The sequence below is a fragment of the Petrimonas sulfuriphila genome (assembly GCA_038561985.1).
Lineage (GTDB): Bacteria > Bacteroidota > Bacteroidia > Bacteroidales > Dysgonomonadaceae > Petrimonas > Petrimonas sulfuriphila.
On record CP073276.1, the window covers coordinates 1698168 to 1715867 of the forward strand.

The window sequence follows — 17700 nt, forward strand, 5'->3', positions numbered from 1 at the left end:
ATTTATGCCGAGAAGAGTAAGTGAATAGACATCAACTAAAATTCCAAACATAAAATGACAATCGATTAATTAATCTCATAATAAGTAAGTGAGCAATCACTCACAAAGATACAATCGAAATTAAAAAATGCAACAGGTTTTGAATTATTTAACGCAACTTTCCGGTTTATTAACACAATGTGCGGGCCTTTCAACTACGCGGTCAGAAGTAATGTCCGAAACTAAGATAAGGGTGAAACCTCCTGGAGAGGCTGGAATACCCCAGTTCAACCCGCAATGGTCCGGCTACCGAAAGGTAGGAATAGCCTAAGTTTGCCCCCAGGTAAGATTTTCCTTCAAGCAGGTGATGCAGGTGATGGCTGTCTGCGGTGAAATTGATGTTGGCGTAGAGGTAATTTTTCGGGGTGAAATTATAATACAATGTCACATCCGTCAACAGCACCGTATTGTTTAAAAACTCCATGCCGGCAGAGCCCTGCACGGATATCTGCTGAGGCAGGTAATGTCCGTCGAACCTGCCTCCCGCTAAGTTGCGGTACATGTGCGGTACACTGTCGTTCATAACATACCTGGCGTTGATGCGGGGAGTGATGCAGATTTTTTCGGTTAACGGTAACGGTTTGTAGAAATTCATTTTCAGGACGCTTAATGGGATTTCGTTTTTCAGTTGAACGAAATTGTCGGTATGCAGTGAGTACTGAAAAGAGAAATATTGCCCCGATGTGGGGAAGTCGATGCGGTTGAGGTTGTCGTACACTCCGTTTATCAGGTAGTTGATATACAGCTGATCGTTTGGCTCTGTATGGCGGGGGTCGAACTCGTTTCGCAACGCTTTATAAAAGTGAAAATGTTCCATTGCAGCCTTTAGCTGCAGCATGATGTTGCCAAAATAGAATTCGGAAAAGACCAGGTTCAGCGCGTTCCGTGTAACGCCCAGGTTGTACGATAAGCTACCCCTTTCGTAAATGCTCAGATCATTGCTGCTGATCTTGTAACTGATCCCCCCCTTGTAGAAAATCCCTTTGTTGATGGAGTAATCGACCATCAGGTAGGGATCGCGGCTTAGTCTGGCAGTGATATCAAACAGTGAATTGAGCGAAGTGTTCAGCCGAATGGTTGTATTGGCCAGTATAGCGGCCATGTCGTTGCTATCGAAATGTATGCCAAGGTTCAGGGTGTTTGACTCTTTCACTTCAACAGTGAAAACAAGATCAAACGGATGTTCACCCTCGAGCCGGTAGTATACCCTGGAGAACCATCCGCTACTGTATATGCGGGCCGTCATCTCATCCAGCTCTTCTTTTGTTACACTGTTCTTATCGATGTCAATCCACCGGGCAATCTGACTTGTCTCCCGTGGTGAGACACCTTCGATCCGTATGGAATTAATGACCAGCGTGTCGAGTCCGATGTAGGAATTTTTCCCTGGTTTAACCTTCGGGGCAACCTCCTGTATGCCCAACGATTGTTTCAAGGCAATTAGCTCGTCCCGCTTAGCGGCTGCTGCCTCCTTGCCCCGGGAGATAATGGTATCGATGGCGGGACGTTGAAAATCCATCATTCCGAACGAGTGCACCTCGGGAGTGATCAGCAGGTCGGTGTCCGCTATGTTTCTCCTGCGTTTTTCCTGGCCGACAAAGTTCCAGAGCTGCTCCGTCACTTCGGTAATGCTTCCCCGGCTCTTTTCCATGGCCTCTTCGTCGGGAGGAAAGATAACTCCGATCACCCTGTCTGCCCCCATGCTGCGTACCAGATCCACCGGGAAATTATTGATCACCCCTCCGTCAATCAGCAACATGCTGTCTTTCTCAACCGGTGTGAACATGCCGGGTATGGCCATACTTGCCCGTAGTGCTTCGGGCAGGCTTCCTTCCCTCAGGACGACTTCCCTGCCGCTGCGGACATCGGCCGCCACACATCCGAAAGGGATGGGAAGATCATCAAAATCAAGATCGTGCTGATATCCGGCAGTCAGCTTCAGAAAAAGGGTGTAGATATTCTGCCCGGCGTATACTCCCGGAGGTAGGGTCACCTTTCCTCTTTTCTCCCTGAATTTCAGCTGGTAGGGTAGGGAGATAATGTATCTTTTCTGGTGATCTCTTCGGGAGGCATGCTGGTGTTTCCGGTAAATATCATCACGCATCAGGTAGCTCCAATCCTGAATCTTTATCAGTGAATCGATCAGATCGCTGGAATAGCCCGCTGCATAGAGCCCGCCAACAACGGCTCCCATGCTCGTGCCTGCAATATAATCGATGGGGATTCCGGCCTCCTCCAGCACCTTGAGCACTCCCACGTGCGCAAATCCCTTAGCGCCCCCCCCGCTGAGCACCACCCCCACTTTTTTTCGTTGCAGCTCCTGTCCCGGCAGGGTCAAAGTAATACCGCAGATTATCAGTAATATGGAAAGAGTTTTTTTCATTTCTTACAAAGAATCGGCGCACCTGCAAAGATACTGATTTTCTGGAAGTACGGTTTTTTTTTCACTAAAAACTACAGGCCTGTAAAAATATAGGAAGGTTTTTATTCGCGAAGAATAAAAAATTCTTATACATTTGTCGTATATAATCACAGCTGTCTGCCTCTGTTGGGATTTCTGTTCATTGAACCGGAGATCTCAATTGTATCCCGGACAATAAATTAATGTATAGTACAATGATCGACAATCAATTATACCGTTATTTCTTCATAAGCGCCTTAGTTACGATATTCACATTGGGTTGTATGTGGGGAGCCGTCAATCTGCTTCTGATCGGGCTTGGGGAAAGCTTCCACAGTATCGACTACTCCTGGGTACTGGCTCACGGCCATGCAATGATCTTTGGCTTCGTGGGGCTTTTTATTATGGGGTTTTCCTTTCAGGCAATGCCCCGGTTTGCGGGAGTGACGCTTCGGAACCCCCGTTTAGCCTTTTCGACGTTACCGCTCCTGATTACGGGTATCCTGCTGCAGGCGTTGGCCCATGTAATGGCTCCCCAACCGCCGTACCTTCCGCTCGGCATTTTCGCCGGGTTGCTGCAACTTATCGCAGTGGCCATTTTTGTGTGGGTTATGGTTCGTACTCTTCGTGGCGCACCGACCAAAGGATATTACAACGGCTTTGTCTATGCGGCGCTTGGGTGGTTCCTCGTTGCTGCTGTCGCCAACCCGATTATATTCAGTTTGTTTGAAGCGGCAGCAACCCCGGAAGAATTTCTCTTCAACGTCTCCTCGTTCAATATACCCTATCGTGACATTCAAACATTAGGGATCGCCGTAGTGATGATTCTGGGGGTGTCCCTGCATATTCTCCCGCATGCCTATGGATTTCGTACACCTTCAAGGCGCTGGAGAAGATTTTTATTGTGGGGCGTGAACGGGGCCGTTCTTTTTGGCATCATCTCGTTCACGGCCGGCATGACTACCGGTGTGCACTGGTGGCACGCCGCAAACGGTATCTCCTACATCATATTCCTGGTGGCAGCCATCGGTACACCCATCCAGTTCCGCTTGTTCAGGCCGCTGCCGGCAGGCAGTAGCGACCGAAGCCTGAAATTTATCCGGGCAGCCTTTCTCTGGTTTATTGTAGCTACGCTGTTGCTGCTGTTTGGGCCCTATTACATGTTCGGCATCTATCTTCCCATGACGGGAGGAGAGAATCCATTCTCGCACGCTTACTTCGGTGCCTACCGCCATGCATTGACAGTCGGCTTTATCATGATGATGATTGTCGGTGTTTCCGCTAAGGTCGTGCCCGGTTTTTCAGGTATCGACATTCGGAAGACAAGCTCGCTTTGGCTGGTTTTCATCCTGCTCAATGTGGGCAACACCTGGCGTATTGTCTCGCAGATTACGACTGATTTTTACCCCGAAGCTTTTCGGTTTATCGGCATCTCCGGTTTTATTGAGCTCACGGCGCTGGGCTTATGGGGGTACGAACTGATCCGGAATATCCGGGCAGGTATTCGTCTTAAACACTCACCACAGCAGCAGGACTGCTGACTCGCATTACGCTTCTTCTTCCTCTTCCGTCAGGTCTAACCTTACGTCGTCTTTTCCGCGGTCGAAGAACATTTTACGCAACGGGTTTTCGCCCGCTTCATCGTAATCGCGGCGGTTGTTAAAAATATCTATAGCCATATAAATCGCTTGCCGGAAAGATTCTTCCGATGCTTTGTTTTGCCCTGCAATGTCGTACGCCGTTCCGTGATCGGGAGATGTCCGCACGATAGGCAGGCCGGCAGTAAAATTTACCCCCGAATCCATGGCGATGGTCTTAAACGGAACCAACCCCTGATCGTGATACATGGCTAACACGGCATCAAATTCCCTGTACCTTCCGGTTCCGAAGAAGCCGTCTGCGGCGAAAGGCCCGGCACACAGTATTCCTGCATCCTGCGCCTCTTTTACGGCCGGAGCAATGATCCGGAGTTCTTCTTGTCCCAGCAGTCCGTTTTCCCCTGCATGAGGGTTCAATCCGAGTACGGCAATGCGTGGTGTTTCGATACGGAAATCGCGCTTCAGGGAGAAGTTGAGTGTGGACAGTTTTTCGGTGATGAGTTCTTTCGATATTTTTTCCGATACTTCCGCCAGAGGAATATGGGTGGTGACCAACGCAATTCGTAATGAATTACTGGCCAGGATCATCAACGCCTTATTGTTTTCGGCAAAACGGTCCTGCAAAAATTCGGTATGGCCGGGGAAATGGAATTTATCGTTTTGTATGGTATCTTTATTGATGGGGAGGGTGACCAGCACGTCGATTTTTTTTGCGGCAAGGTCCCTGGCCGCATTGTCGAGAGCGATGAATGCCGACTCTCCCGCTTCGGCCGTTGCCGTTCCCAACTCAATCCTCACCTCTTCCTTAACGCAGTTGAGCAGGTTGATCTTCCCCGGGCTGCACTCATCAACATGATTGATAATGTGGAAGCTGACGGGGCTGTGATCGAGTACTTTACGGTGATAAGAGGCCGATTTGGAAGAGCCGTAGATGACCGGAACGAAAAGTTCCTGCATGCGCTCATCGGCAAAGGTCTTCAGCAATATTTCGTATCCTACCCCGTTAATATCTCCGTGAGTGATACCCACTTTTATTTGTTCTGACATTGTTCAAATTTATTTAGCTGTTATTGCAATGCATGCGGGATTAATTAAATAGTAATTAGTTTTATCGTGATCATTCGTCTATTTTCTCTTTTTGGGGAAAATTGATGGTATAGAGTGCTCCTTCCATGCTGCGGATCAGGTTGCGCTTGTCGGCTTCCGGAGCGAAAACAAAGACCTCTACCACCACTACCATGTTGGTCTCTTCATTCACAAAGGCATGCGAAACGAATGGACCTCCCATCATATCACTGGTCATTTCCCACAATCCACGCAGCTCGGCACGGAAGATGCCGTTGTACTCCATCTTCCGGTAGTCGGGATTATAAGCCTGTGTGGCGGTGGTCATGTGCGAGTCGAAAGAGCCGGTAATGTATTGTCCCAGCACCCGGTTACGGATACCGATGAGGGAATCTTTTTCGAAAACAGACTCGGACGTATAGGGAAACTGATAGATCACGATGTCTTTTCTGGCCCTGCCAGCACTGTTGGTTGCCCAGTAAAAATTAGGATGTTCGGTAATGTTGGATAATCCTTTTGGATAGTAAATGTTAAAGCCAAACACCTGTTTAATATGCGATTGCGGCGTACCGGAATCCTTGATAAGCCATTGGGACGTACGCTCCATTTCCTTGTTCAGGATATAGTTGACAATACCTTCCTTGTTCTCTTTTAGAAAATTGATAAACGTTGCGGTATCCGGAGCCCTGACGGTCATGATTACCTGTCCCGATGCGTACTTGTCGAGTTCGGAAGAAAGTTTGGCAACGCTGTAAATGGATGATATTTCCGGCATAATGATGTTCCGGGAAACTTTGAATGTACTGGTAAAGTTTTCCGGTGTGAGTTGTATGATCCTGAAATTCGGCTCAAATTGGGGCAGTCCCTTGGCGGGGGAGTTCAGCACGTCGAAGAGTGCACGCCCTGTTTCGCCTTCCCATTCGTCTTCATCCATAATGACCAACACCTCGCTCGACATTGCAGAGGCCGACAGAAATCCGCTGCCGTCGCACGATGTGAGCAGGAGTACTGCCAAAACCGGCAACAAGAGTAAATGAATTCGTTTCATACTGTTTTCTTTAGAATTTATTTTCAACAAAATTACAATTATTCGATTGTAAATGAAATAAATCGTGTTGATTTAGGATTATTTATTATTTACATGTAGTTGTTAAGACGATGAATATCCCATGACGGGCACCTATCAGTCTTGTATCCCGGTTCTTGGTTCTTTTGTCGTTGACAGCATGCCGCAGGCGGCAAAAATATCTTCGCCACGCGATGCGCGAATCGTACAGGTGAACCCTTTGGCCGTGAGGAAATCGCGGAACGCGATCATCGTCTCTTCCGTGGACGGTGAGAGGTCGCTGCCGGGAATTTTGTGAAAGCGGATCAGGTTGACTCGGCAATCCAATCCCGACAAAAACTTACTCAGCTCGCGGGCATACACCGGGGCGTCGTTCACCCCGTCAAACATGATGTATTCGAACGATAAACGGCGCTGATGGCTCCAGTCGTACTCCCGGAGCAGCTCGATTATATCGGCTGCCTTAAACGTCTTCTCTATCGGCATCAGCTTTTCGCGCTGTACAGAGAGCGGGCTGTGAAGGCTCACCGCCAGGTGGCACCTGCTTTCTTCGAGAAACCTTTTCAGGTTGGGGATCACCCCGATGGTGGATAGTGTGATGCGTTTGGGGCTCCACGCCAGTGCGTAATCCGCAGTGAGCACCTCAATGGCCTTCATGACGTTGTCGAAATTGTTCAACGGTTCACCCATGCCCATAAAGACCAGGTTGGTGAGTGCTTCAGCATTGGGGACTGAATAAACCTGATTCAATATCTCATTCACCGAAAGGCTCCCCAGAAACCCCATTTTCCCCGTCATGCAGAAGCTGCAATCCATCTTGCAGCCCACCTGCGATGAAACACAGATTGTCAGGCGTTCCTCCTCCGGTATGTTCACCGATTCGATGAACTTGCCGTTTTTTACGGGGAACAGCATCTTCTGCGTCCCGTCAACGGATGTTTTTACGTCAACAGGCTCAACGCGGCCCACGTCGAAACGCTTTTTCAGGATGTCCCGGTTCCGTACGGAAATATTGGTCATTTCGTCGATACTCTTCACGCGTTTTACATAAACCCAGTCGGTAATTTGTTTGGCGGTAAATCTCGGCAGGCCGAGCTCCAAAATGATGTTTTGGATTTCGGAAAGCGTCATACCCAGCAGGTGTTCTTGATTCATTGCTTCTTTATTTTTAGCGTTACAAAGATAAGTAGAAATTACGGATTTACGTATTTCGTAAAAAATCACTACTTTTGGAAACTCAACAAAAAACCAGGGCTCTATGAAACACGTTATTGTAACCGGAGGTGCTCAGGGCATCGGGCGCATCATCGCGCAGTCACTGCTTAAAGTGGGGTACGCTGTCTCCATTTTCGATATGGATAATGAAGCGATGGAGGAGATAAAACCGCAATTCGATAAAAAACGATCCGCTTTTTTTATTACCGACGTATCCAGTGAGGTGAGCGTGAGGTCTTCGGTAAGGGCATCCCTGAAAAAGTTCGGAGGAATTTACGGATTGGTAAACAACGCGGTTTACGAGGTCTTCAAGCCCATGAGTGAACTGACGCTGGAGGAGTGGAACCGTGCCATCGGCACCAACCTGACAGGAACGTTCCTCTGCGCCAAGTTCTCTTCTCCCCACCTGATTGAATCGCGCGGAAGCATGGTGAACATGTGTTCTACGCGTGCCTTTCAGTCCGAACCGGATACCGAGTCCTACTCCGCCAGTAAAGGCGGAATCTATTCGCTCACCCATGCCCTGGCCATGAGCCTGGCTCCCAACGTTCGGGTAAACAGCATCAGCCCGGGATGGATAGATGTTTCGGCCGTGAAGAAAAAAGCGAAAGCCCGGCAGGTAGAATTGTCGGAATCCGATCATGCACAGCACCCGGCAGGACGTGTGGGGAACGCTTTTGATATCGCACAGATGGTGATGTTCCTGCTCGATTCGGCCAACGGGTTCATCACCGGGCAGAACTTCGTGATCGACGGAGGAATGACGAAGAAGATGATCTACCTACCTTCTCCTCACCTGGATTAACCCCAATCCAAACAGGGTCCAGAAAAGTTCGCGAATACGGATGCATAAGCTCACGTAAACCGCATGTGCAGCGGGAAGCGACAAGATGCCGAAAACCAGGATGAATCCCCCTTCCCGGGCACCTAGCTGCATCGGCATGAAAAAGAAGAGGTTTCCCACCATCGACTGGATCGATTCAACGATCACGCTTTGCGTGAAGGTGACGGGAAACCGGATAGCATGCATCATGAAAATTATTTCCGTGCAGAGTACAAAGCGGGAAAGGAGTTCCAGCGAGAGCGACGTAACAAAATCCTTTTTCCGGTTTTTGTACAGGTTGGCAATCAGGAAATCCATCTGTTCGATCTTCTCCAGGTGTTTTTCTTTGTAGACCTTTACTCTTTTTCCGGCGAACGGCAGTTTCCCGGCAATGGACAGGGCCTTACTCACAAATCCTTTGGAGTAGACCGTGAACGACCACCAGAGCAGTAGCAGCGATGCGATGCCGGCTATGGCAAGGATTATTCTGACGGAAACAGCCACATTGGGCACGATGATAAACAGCAAGGGTATGGAGACCATCCAGAAGATAAAGTGCGACACAAAATGCATCATCATGTAAAGGAGTACCGTGGATGTGGCTTTCTGAATACCCAGTGCCGGCTGTAATTCGATGATTTTATAAGGCTCCCCGCCCATCAGTCCGAAAGGCGTGATGAGGTTAATGGCGTAACCGCTGATGGTCAGCTTCAGTGTGCGGAGGAAACCGACGGACCGGGCTTCCGGACTTCCGTCGCGAATAATGGTGTGAAAGGCGATGGCATTTAAAAAATAGACCACCGCCCAGATACCGATAATTGCCGCAAACCACCAATTGGTCAGTTTTATGTTGTTCCAGATAACCCCTATCCCGGTTTTATATAGCATGAAACCCAGGATGATGAGTCCCAGCAGGAAAAACAGGTTGGTGGCGATCTTCGTTTTACTCATGAGAGTGTGCTATTTCCTGAAAGGTAGTTGAGTGACTTCGGCTTTCAGGTTCTTGTTGCGTACCTTGATGTAAATTGTAGTTCCGGCTTTTGCATATTCGGGTTTCACGTAACCCAGCCCGATGCCCGCTTTCAATACGGGGGATATGGTTCCCGATGTTACGGTTCCGATGGGTTCATCCCCGGCGTTCACAATTTCGTAACCGTGGCGCGGTATTCCCTTGTCCGACAACGTAAATCCACACAATTTGCGCGTAACGCCTTCCGCTTTTTGCTTTTCGAGCAGCTCTCTTGCAATAAAGGAGTTCCCTTCTGTAAACTTGGTGATCCAGCCCAGCCCCGCTTCCAGGGGGGTGGTCGTTTCGTCGAGGTCATTCCCGTAAAGGCAGAAGCCCATCTCAAGGCGCAGGGTGTCGCGTGCACCCAGTCCGACGGGTTTGATGCCGAATTCCGCTCCGGCTTCAAACAGTGCTTCCCAGATCTTTAATCCGTCCTCCGGATAAAAATAGAGCTCGAATCCGCCCGCACCGGTGTAGCCGGTGTTGGAAATGATCACCCGGTCCACTCCGCCGACTTTTCCGTTGGCAAACGTGTAGTAGGGGATGGATGACAAGTCCGTATCGGTAATTTTTTGCAGCGTATCTTTGGCTTTCGGACCTTGCACGGCCAGCAAAGCGGTGTGGGCAGATGCATTTTCGATCACTGCACCCATCGTGTTTTGCTTTTGACACCACTCCCAGTCTTTTTCGATGTTGGCGGCGTTTACCACCATTAAGTATTTTTCGGGTTCGAAATGGTAAAGCAGGAAGTCATCCTTTATGCCACCCTGCTCGTTTGGAAAACAGGTGTATTGTATCTTCCCCACCTGCAAATTTGAGGCGTCGTTGGTGGTTACCTTTTGAACAAATTCCAGCGCTTTGGGGCCTTTCACCCAAAATTCTCCCATGTGTGAAACGTCGAAAACGCCCACGGCATTTACGACTGTCAGGTGTTCATCGATAATTCCCGAATACTCGATGGGCATGTTGTACCCTGCAAATTCATGCATTTTTGCGCCCAGTGCGATGTGTGTGTCTGTAAAAGGTGTTTTTTTCATATTTTCTTAAAGTTTAGCTACTAATTCCGCAATCTTTACGATGACCTCCGTTGCTTTTTCCATCGCCCGGATAGGTATAAACTCGTGACGGCCGTGAAAATTCATGCCTCCGGCAAAAATATTCGGGCAAGGCAGGCCCATAAAAGAGAGTCTGGCTCCGTCCGTTCCTCCACGGATAGGCTTTACAATCGGCGTTATGTTTGCTTCTTCCATAGCCCTGAAAGCGTAATCCACCACATACTTTACCGGCTCCACTTTTTCACGCATGTTGTAATACTGGTCGCGCATCTCCAGCTTCAATCGGTTGTTGTAACGGGCGTTTAGGAACGCTACGGCCTGCTCCATCTCTTTCTTCCGATTTTCAAAAATCTGCCTGTCGTGATCGCGGATAATATAGGATACCGCCGCTTCGTCCACCGTTCCGTTGATTGCGATCAAGTGGAAGAACCCTTCGTATTTTTCCGTGTATTCGGGGCGGCCATTGACGGGCAGCATCTGCACGAGTTCGTTGGCCACATGCAGTGCGTTTATCATTTTGTTTTTGGCATATCCGGGATGAACATTTCTTCCCTGGATCGATATTTTTGCCGATGCAGCGTTGAAGTTTTCATATTCCAGCTCGCCTATCTCGCTGCCATCCATCGTATAGGCCCATTCTGCACCAAATTTATCCACGTTGAATTTATCCGCTCCGCGGCCGATCTCTTCGTCGGGCGTGAATCCTACACGTATCTTTCCGTGCTTGATCTCGGGATGATCAATCAGGTATTCCATAGCGGTCATGATCTCGGCAATACCTGCCTTGTCGTCTGCGCCGAGCAAGGTTGTCCCGTCGGTTACGATCAGGTCATCCCCGATAAATTTTAACAACTCGGGAAAGTCGGCAGGCGAGGAGATAATCTGCTGTGCTTCGTTCAGTACGATCTCTTTTCCGTCGTAGTTTTTGACTATACGCGGATTTACGTTTTCCCCGCTCATGTCGGGACTTGTATCAAAGTGTGCGATGAATCCGATAGTGGGCACTGTTTTATCGGTATTGGACGGCAAAGTGCCCATCAGGTAGCAGTTGTTGTCGAGAGAAACGTCAGTTAAACCCATCTCAAGCATTTCGCGTTCCACCTCTTTAGCCAGGTTAAATTGTTTCTGTGTGCTGGGTGTTTGCGAACTGTTTTCGTCAGACTGGGTATCAATCTTTACGTACTTAATAAATCGTTCAACAATGTTCATTGTTTTTTCTTTTAGTAACCGCAAAGATAACAAAAGCCTTTTATTTCAGAAAATCAAATCAACCGTTTTGTAACTAAAAAAAAAACCGTATCTTTGCAGTTGGGTAAGTCCTATACGGCCAGCTCCCATTGAATCCCCCAGGTCTTGACCGAAGCAAGGGTATTTGGTTGTAGCGGCGCGATATAGTAAGCTTACCCTTTTTTTATTCTCCCCAGTGTGTGGAGCAGGGAGCCTCAAGCGATCCTCGGGATGTATTTTGCATCGAAGGAATGTTTCCCGGGGCCTGTGAGCAAGGCAGCTGCAAAAACAATCAGTAAATCGAGCGCATGCCCGTACTTCATAAAGTCATCGCCCTGCGAAAAGTGCATAACCAGCGCCACAGTCATGGTCCCGATAAGCAAGAGGGCTGCCGGACGGAAAAACAGTCCCAGGGCAAACAATATTCCTCCGATTGTCTCGGCAAAGGCCGCCATAAATCCCCAGAACGTGGGAGCAAAGTTTATGCCCAGGTTCGACATGGTGCCGCCGATGGCCGTCCACGTCTCCGGGCCTCCCGTAATTTTGGGTAAACCGTGGAAAAATATCGAAACGCCAATACCTACTCGCAGGAGGAGCAATCCGGCCTGCAATAAATTTTTATCTTTTCTCATGTTGTCATTATTTTAAATTATATTCAAGGCCTAAACTCCAAAACCCTACAAATTGTTTATATTTGTCCGATAAATAAAATTGATATGTCTGTTTTTGCTCCCTTTGCCAAACCGTTATATGTGATGCTCAAACCCGTAGGGTCGCGTTGTAACCTCGATTGTGATTATTGCTATTACCTCGAGAAGGCAAATCTGTATACAGAGAAGAAGAACCACGTGATGAGTGAAGAACTGCTCGAAAAGTTCATCAAAGAATACATAGAGTCGCAGACCATGCCGCAGGTGCTGTTTACCTGGCACGGCGGTGAAACGTTGATGCGCCCGTTAAGTTTCTACAAAAAGGCAGTCGAACTGCAGAAAAAATATGCCGGAGGACGGCAGATTGATAATTCCATTCAAACCAACGGAACGTTGCTTAACGATGACTGGTGCCGCTTTTTCAAGGATAACAATTTCCTGGTGGGTATCTCCATTGATGGGCCGCAGGAGTTTCACGATGAGTACCGGAGGGATAAGATGGGCCGCCCGTCGTTTCATAAGGTAATGCGCGGGATGGAGCTTCTTCATAAGCACGGAGTGGAATATAACTGTATGGCTGTGGTGAACGATTACAACGCCGATTTCCCGTTGGAGTTTTATCGTTTTTTCAAAACTACCGGCAGCCGCTTCATTCAGTTTACCCCTATCGTCGAACGAATACGAAAAAAGAATTCTCCGCTAAAGCTGGCCACGGCAGAAGATAGGGAGGATGCGGTGGAGTTGGCGCCTTTCAGTGTTTCTCCGGAGAAGTGGGGCAGTTTCCTCTGCGCTATTTTCGACGAGTGGGTGAAAGAAGATGTGGGGCAGGTTTTTGTTCAGCTTTTCGACTCCACGCTGGCTAACTGGGTGGGAGAGCAACCCGGGCTTTGTACAATGGCCAAGACTTGCGGACATGCCGGGGTGATGGAGTTCAACGGGGATGTCTATTCGTGCGACCATTTTGTTTTCCCGGAATACCGCGTGGGCAATATTTACGCCAAACCGCTCGCTTCAATGATGTATTCCAACGAGCAGCTTACCTTTGGCAACGACAAGTTCGATAAACTTCCCCGGCAATGCAGGGAGTGTGATTTTCTTTTTGCCTGTTACGGAGAATGTCCCAAAAATAGATTTGTGAGAGATAAGTATGGGATTCCCGGATTAAATTACCTTTGTAAAGGTTACTATACATTCTTTAACCACGTTGCACCCTACATGGATTTTATGAAGCGTGAACTCCTGGCTGAGCGGCCACCGGCCAATGTGATGGAATGGATCAAAAAAACCGGATCACGATAGTGACCCGGTTTTTCTATTGTAGAAACATGCTCCTTAGTTTTCAGCTTTTCGTGCCGAATAACTGATCTTCAAAGCATATGCTTTACGGAGTGCCTGTTTAACATCGCTGATGTAGCGCATCCTTGTTTGTTCGTCCGCCTTGATGGATACCGTCATCAATTGCTGGTCCGCCTCATTCATACTCGCTTTTTCCTGGGCGATATAATCCTGGATGTCTTCCACTTCGGCAAACTTGTCGTTCAGCTGCATCTGGGTTCCCGTACCGAATCTTGGGTCCATTGCGGGCCCGATATTGATGTAGGTTACCAGCGATTTTTTCTCCAGTTTCTGAATTTCAGTGGCAGAAGGCAATTTCAACCTTACCATTAACTCCTCAGAGCGCATGGTGGTTGTAACCATAAAGAAGAATAAGATGGCGAATACCAGGTCAGGCATTGAAGCTGTGTTCAATTCGGGCATCTCACGCCCGCCGCTTTTACTAAATTTTCCCATATTAATTTCCTCCCATAAAGTTTTTAGGTTCGGCCTCAGAAATTCTCTGCGGATACAATTTATTTATCTGTTCCTTTTGATCGTCGGTCAGATTTTCGTAGTCTGAGTTGAAATACTTCTTCGATCCTTCCTGCCGCAACTCGTTATACGCTTTTACCAGTTCGTTCTGAACCGCGATATAGGTTTTGTAACTGGTGGTAGCGTCATTTTGTAACGACACAACGTGGTCGGCGGTCACCGGTACAGTCCCGATGGGCGTACCAAAGTCTTCCTCCACCAATTCCGGCAATAAAGGATTGTTACTCGTATTCAATACAAACTCTTTTACTTTATCTTTCAAGCTTGGCTTATTTCCCCGGCCGAGCAATTCTGCATCACTCTGATACCACTCTGTCTCTGCCTGAGAAGTAACCATGGTCTCGTCTTTGGAGTTTACCAGTACAACCAGCAGGTTCCGTCGTTGGACATCAACCGTTTGTTGCTGGTCTTCGTTTTGTGGCGGTGGCGGCAAACGTCTTGCCAGCCCGCTGTCGGTATCCATACTCGAAACAAGCAGGAAGAAAGTAAGCAAAAGAAACGAAATGTCCGCCATTGAACTTGCATTCAGAGCAGGAACTTTTCTTTTTTTCTTTGACATAGATTTTTTCTTTTGTTATTTTCTTTTACTCAATAAGGGAGATATCAACACTGCGCCCACTGCGATGAAAAGCATGAAATACGTAGTAAACAACCACATATCCACCACTTTTAAGGTGCCGGGGTTATTGTCTCCGCCGTCATAACCCGGGATATTCAATATTTCTCCGCTTCCCAGGAAGTAGGATATTCCTAAAATCACCACCATGGCTACAAGAACCAGTAGTCCACGAATAGCGCCTTTAGGGTTCACCTTCAAGCTGTGAAGAAAACCGAATATCGCGAAGATTATCAATGCTACAATCGTTATTGCAAGTAGCGCATAGGCCCAATACAACAGCATATCGGTAAATATAGGCTGAGACATATCGGGAACCAGTTTCTGTTCTGGCGCAACTTGTCCTCCGAACAGGAATAACCCCAATACTACCAACGTAACGATGATGGTAGACAGGAAGGCTAAACTGGAGGTTTTTCGTATTTTAGTTACAGCCATATCAATTATAATTTTTTGTATTTAACGTTGTATTTTACTACCTGGTCGAGAAGGGTGATGGAAGCATCTTCCATTTTATTGAGTATACCTTCCAGTTTGGAAAGAATATAGTTGTAGAAAACCTGAAGGATAAGAGCCACAATAAGACCAAATACAGTCGTGATCAAAGCCACTTTCATACCACCGGCAACAATTGTCGGGCTCATGTCACCTGCACGTTGGATGTCGTCAAACGCCATAACCATACCTACTACTGTTCCCAAGAATCCGAGAGACGGAGCAAGAGCGATAAACAGGGTAATCCAGGAAAGGTTTCTTTCAAGCAATCCACTTTGTACACCTCCGTAAGCCACGATAGCGCGTTCTACTGCGTCAGGTCCTTGGTCCAGGCGAAGTAATCCCTGATATGCAATTGAGGCGATCGGGCCGCGGGTATTGCGGGCAATGTCTTTTGCAGCTTCGATATCTCCTCTGTCGAGTGCTTCACCAACCCCGTTTAACAATGTTTTCGGATTAACATCTGCCAAGCTTAAATAAATAATTCTTTCAAGAGCAAAAGCCAGACCGAGAATTAAACAGAGAGCGATGGGAGCCATAAACCCGGCACCACCTTCAATAAATTTAACTTTCAGAGCCTGGTGAAATCCACCTCCATCAGTTTCGGCAACCGATACTGCTGCTGGAGCTGTTTCTTCTACTGCAGGTGCAGCGGGAGCATCTTGAGCGGAAAGAATTGTCGGCAATCCTACAGACATAAGGCCGAAGATTGCTAAAATTGCAAATAACTTTTTCATTGTGTGTTCAATTTTTTTTGGATTAATGAATTTAATTTTGTTTTTTAATTGATTTTTTTGATTTATTTAAACGTTTAGTTCGTTGCCTTATATGTTATTTGTCAGACTTTTGGCGCGGAGAGAGCGGGATTCGAACCCGCGATACACTTTTGGCGTATACACGCTTTCCAGGCGTGCCTCTTCAACCACTCGAGCATCTCTCCTTAAGGAGACAGTTTCAGAAAACGGGCGCAAATTACAAAAAAAAAATTACTTACCCTTCTTTTATCCCGCAAAATTACTGAAATTATCGATTAATTACTATTCCTGGTGCAAATTATTTTAAAAAAAACGGTTTTCCGTGAAAAAAGGCTTCATTCCTTTATTTATAATAATCTATATTAAACAAACGATAAGCGTTCAGCGTTGTTATTTCAGTAATTTCCTCCTCCGTTTTGCGATAAATTGTTGAAAGTTTTTTTACGACCTCACTTAAATATCCCGGCTCGTTACGTTTGCCTCTGTAAGGAACCGGTGCAAGATAGGGGGAGTCGGTTTCGAGGATGATGTTCTCCAACACACAATTTTCCAGTGTTTCCATCAATCCCGATTTTTTGAAGGTGACCACTCCGTTTATCCCGATGTAAAAATTCCCAAGTTCCAGGATCTCTTTCAGCTCGCCTATGCTTCCTCCAAAACTGTGGAAGACTCCGAAAAGGTCTTTTTCTCCGGTTTTTTTTATCGATTCTATCACTTCCGGGATAGCCTCTCTTGAATGAATGGCTACCGGCAGTTTTTTTTCAATGCTCCAGGCAAGCTGCCTTTCAAAAGCGGCTACCTGCCTTTCTTTTGAGCTTTTATCCCAATACAAGTCGATACCTATCTCACCGATGGCTATATATCCCGGGCGGCTTAGCTCGTCGTAAATGATTTGCAGCTGTTGCTCCCAGTCCTCCCGCACGTTTGTAGGATGCAACCCCATCATCGGTATTAAAAAAGACGGGTATCTATCAACGGTTTGTTTTAAATCCGAAACGGTTGTTTCATCTATATTGGGCAACAGGATTTTTTCCACACCAATGGCCCTGGCCCTGACAACTACATCGTCCAGGTCATTATCGAAAGCATCCAGGTACAGGTGGGCGTGCGTATCAACGATTTTCATCCATGGTTTCTCCTTTGCGGTAATAATAGATCAGCCCGTATTCCCTGTTTTTATCCAGCCGCTCGTCTGCCTGAAGTTCAGCATTAAATTTCTCCACTTCTTCCCAGATATCAAAAATAACACTGTCCACTTCGCTTCTGAACTCGGAAACTTCATCCAGGGTTCTTGCGGTGGCTTTCTGATGGATTTGTTGGGTTTGGTAACCCTCTTTAAACAGAATATACATGACGCTCACTTTGGCAATGCCCGGATTGTATATCGGCACACCGCCCCGTGCCACCCGTTTATTCTCTCCGTTAATGATTTTCTGGCCCCATTGCAGCAGTTGTTCGTTTGAACTCAGGTCGGGAACGACAAAGTTTGCGTCCTGTAGGCCATACAGATCCAGGTGTTCCGGTTTTATCTCGGAGCGCATGACGCTCATGTACAAGACCTGAATGAAATGGGAGAGGTACATCCTCGCATTCTTCACCTTGCTTTGAAAGGCAATGTTCGCTTTTACCTGGGTATCCAGCGTCTGCTGGTATTTCAGGGAAAGACGTTCGAATTTTTCCACCACGCTTCTTGCCCTCGACAGTGTTTTCATGGATATGGCGACATCTTGAAAATCAGTACCGGCTGCTTTCTCGATAGCTGTTTTCAACGCTTTAATCCGAGACAGGTCTGTATTGGGTAATCTGCGATAGGGCAT

The 17700-nt window shown here is 47.5% G+C and carries 17 protein-coding genes and 1 tRNA gene; 3 read left to right on the forward strand and 15 right to left on the reverse strand.

Features of this window, described 5'->3' with window-relative positions; genetic code table 11:
- Positions 1–202: 202 nt before the first annotated feature.
- The gene (locus KCV26_07005) at positions 203–2422 is read right to left on the reverse strand and encodes a patatin-like phospholipase family protein (GenBank protein ID WZX38112.1); all 2220 of its coding nucleotides are present in this window, start codon (positions 2420–2422) and stop codon (positions 203–205) included.
- Between the two features lie 233 nt (positions 2423–2655).
- Here KCV26_07005 and KCV26_07010 point away from each other — a divergent pair, with 233 nt between their 5' ends.
- Complete coding sequence (locus tag KCV26_07010) at positions 2656–3981, forward strand: NnrS family protein (protein WZX38113.1); 1326 nt, start codon at positions 2656–2658, stop codon at positions 3979–3981.
- Between the two features lie 6 nt (positions 3982–3987).
- Here the strand turns inward: KCV26_07010 and pdxA are convergent, their stop codons facing one another.
- The 3 genes from pdxA to rlmN form a co-directional block, all read right to left on the reverse strand.
- The gene (pdxA, locus tag KCV26_07015; GenBank protein ID WZX38114.1) at positions 3988–5085 is read right to left on the reverse strand and encodes a 4-hydroxythreonine-4-phosphate dehydrogenase PdxA; all 1098 of its coding nucleotides are present in this window, start codon (positions 5083–5085) and stop codon (positions 3988–3990) included.
- Between the two features lie 70 nt (positions 5086–5155).
- Positions 5156–6151 (reverse strand): DUF4837 family protein, encoded by a 996-nt coding sequence (locus tag KCV26_07020; protein ID WZX38115.1) that lies wholly within the window; start codon positions 6149–6151, stop codon positions 5156–5158.
- Between the two features lie 135 nt (positions 6152–6286).
- On the reverse strand, positions 6287–7324 hold the full coding sequence (gene rlmN, locus KCV26_07025; protein ID WZX38116.1) for a 23S rRNA (adenine(2503)-C(2))-methyltransferase RlmN: 1038 nt from the start codon (positions 7322–7324) through the stop codon (positions 6287–6289).
- Between the two features lie 103 nt (positions 7325–7427).
- Between rlmN and KCV26_07030 the strand changes: the two genes are divergently transcribed.
- Positions 7428–8189, forward strand: a complete 762-nt coding sequence (locus tag KCV26_07030; protein WZX38117.1) for an SDR family oxidoreductase — start codon at positions 7428–7430, stop codon at positions 8187–8189.
- Here KCV26_07030 and KCV26_07035 read toward each other — a convergent pair.
- The 4 genes from KCV26_07035 to KCV26_07050 all read right to left on the reverse strand — a co-directional run bounded on the left by KCV26_07035 (position 8166) and on the right by KCV26_07050 (position 12130).
- The gene (locus tag KCV26_07035; protein WZX38118.1) at positions 8166–9158 is read right to left on the reverse strand and encodes a flippase-like domain-containing protein; all 993 of its coding nucleotides are present in this window, start codon (positions 9156–9158) and stop codon (positions 8166–8168) included. The two genes, KCV26_07030 and KCV26_07035, sit on opposite strands and share 24 nt — an antisense overlap.
- Before the next feature lie 9 nt (positions 9159–9167).
- Positions 9168–10253: a glycine cleavage system aminomethyltransferase GcvT gene (gene gcvT, locus KCV26_07040; GenBank protein WZX38119.1), complete on the reverse strand. Its 1086-nt coding sequence runs from the start codon at positions 10251–10253 to the stop codon at positions 9168–9170.
- Between the two features lie 6 nt (positions 10254–10259).
- Positions 10260–11480, reverse strand: coding sequence for a peptidase T (gene pepT, locus KCV26_07045; protein ID WZX38120.1), 1221 nt, complete (start codon positions 11478–11480; stop codon positions 10260–10262).
- Between the two features lie 233 nt (positions 11481–11713).
- The gene (locus tag KCV26_07050) at positions 11714–12130 is read right to left on the reverse strand and encodes a DoxX family protein (GenBank protein ID WZX38121.1); all 417 of its coding nucleotides are present in this window, start codon (positions 12128–12130) and stop codon (positions 11714–11716) included.
- Positions 12131–12214: 84 nt separating this feature from the next.
- Here KCV26_07050 and KCV26_07055 point away from each other — a divergent pair, with 84 nt between their 5' ends.
- Positions 12215–13447: an anaerobic sulfatase-maturation protein gene (locus KCV26_07055; protein ID WZX38122.1), complete on the forward strand. Its 1233-nt coding sequence runs from the start codon at positions 12215–12217 to the stop codon at positions 13445–13447.
- 33 nt (positions 13448–13480) lie between these two features.
- On the opposite strand, the gene KCV26_07060 is transcribed toward KCV26_07055, so the two are convergent.
- The 7 genes from KCV26_07060 to KCV26_07090 form a co-directional block, all read right to left on the reverse strand.
- The gene (locus tag KCV26_07060; protein WZX38123.1) at positions 13481–13939 is read right to left on the reverse strand and encodes a biopolymer transporter ExbD; all 459 of its coding nucleotides are present in this window, start codon (positions 13937–13939) and stop codon (positions 13481–13483) included.
- A gap of 1 nt (position 13940) precedes the next feature.
- Entirely contained in the window at positions 13941–14576 is a 636-nt protein-coding gene (locus KCV26_07065; GenBank protein ID WZX38124.1) for a biopolymer transporter ExbD, read from the reverse strand.
- A 15-nt stretch (positions 14577–14591) separates the two neighbouring features.
- On the reverse strand, positions 14592–15071 hold the full coding sequence (locus KCV26_07070; GenBank protein WZX38125.1) for a hypothetical protein: 480 nt from the start codon (positions 15069–15071) through the stop codon (positions 14592–14594).
- A 5-nt stretch (positions 15072–15076) separates the two neighbouring features.
- On the reverse strand, positions 15077–15865 hold the full coding sequence (locus KCV26_07075; protein WZX38126.1) for a MotA/TolQ/ExbB proton channel family protein: 789 nt from the start codon (positions 15863–15865) through the stop codon (positions 15077–15079).
- A gap of 115 nt (positions 15866–15980) precedes the next feature.
- Positions 15981–16068, reverse strand: a tRNA-Ser gene (locus KCV26_07080).
- 158 nt (positions 16069–16226) lie between these two features.
- Positions 16227–17009: a TatD family hydrolase gene (locus tag KCV26_07085; protein WZX38127.1), complete on the reverse strand. Its 783-nt coding sequence runs from the start codon at positions 17007–17009 to the stop codon at positions 16227–16229.
- Positions 16996–17700, reverse strand: a complete 705-nt coding sequence (locus KCV26_07090) for a hypothetical protein (protein ID WZX38128.1) — start codon at positions 17698–17700, stop codon at positions 16996–16998. Before KCV26_07090 ends, KCV26_07085 begins: the two co-directional genes overlap by 14 nt.